The sequence below is a fragment of the Undibacterium sp. Jales W-56 genome (genome assembly GCF_025548535.1).
Classification (GTDB): Bacteria; Pseudomonadota; Gammaproteobacteria; order Burkholderiales; family Burkholderiaceae_D; genus Undibacterium.
The window spans coordinates 1-856 of sequence record NZ_JAJLQW010000014.1; the positions used below are offsets into that span (position 1 = coordinate 1).

Annotated in this window: 1 protein-coding gene; it reads right to left on the reverse strand. The window is 68.2% G+C overall.

Annotation, left to right across the window (positions count from 1 at the left end; translation table 11 throughout):
• Positions 1-848, reverse strand: an 848-nt coding sequence (locus LPB67_RS19065; protein WP_262838921.1) for a tyrosine-type recombinase/integrase, incomplete at its 3' end; no start/stop codon positions are given.
• Between the last annotated feature and the right edge of the window lie 8 nt (positions 849-856).

Sequence of the window (856 nt, forward strand, 5' to 3'; positions counted from 1 at the left end):
CCTTGCTTCTTGATGTCGCGGAAGTCGGCGCCGGCGCGGTGCGCGCTGGTGGCCATGCCGCGCCGCAGGCTGTGACTCGACAGGTCTAGCACATAGTCGAGTTTGACCAGTGTCGCGCAATCCTCCAGGATCGTATTCACGCTGCCCACGCCTAGCGCGGCGCTGGCCACCGTCCCCCACTTGCTGATAGACCGAAACACCGGTCCGGCCACGATGTCGGCGGCGTCGAGCCAGGCGCGCAACGCCGTCGCCGGGCAGCAAGGGCCGTCGCTGTACGGGATCGCCTTGATGATCCCTTCGCCCAGTTGGTCAGTCTTCGAGCGCGGCAGCATGATCTCGATGCCCTCGGGTGTCCAGCCAACATGTCCGACCTCGATGGCGACTAGCTCGCTGCGCCGCAATCCGCCGAAAAAACCGATCTGCAAAAGCGCGTTGTCGCGCGTCGCCTTCAACGTGCGGGCGCTGACCAGCTGCGCCACGATGCGTTCCAGGTCCTCGATCGGCAGCGCCTTGGCCCTCTTCTTCGGGCGGCCGTGCGTGCGCGCGATCCCCGTCAGTGTCTTGCGCACGGTCGGCGTCGACGCCGGATCGGGGAAGCCCTGGTGGACGTGCCACTGCGACAGTGCCGTCAGGCGCAACGCCAAGGTGCGGGGATTGAGGGTCGGCGCGTAGGTGAGCAGGTAGCGGATGATCGCCGCCTCGTCGGCCGGCAACACGCCGCCCCACGCCAGGTAGTGGTTTACGGCGGACCGGTACGCCCGGCGCGTGTTGTCGGCCGTGGCGGCGGCCAGGACGGCGCGGTGCTGGGCTGCGAGCACGGCGTCCACAGCTGTAACGGCAGAGTGCAGCGCCGACG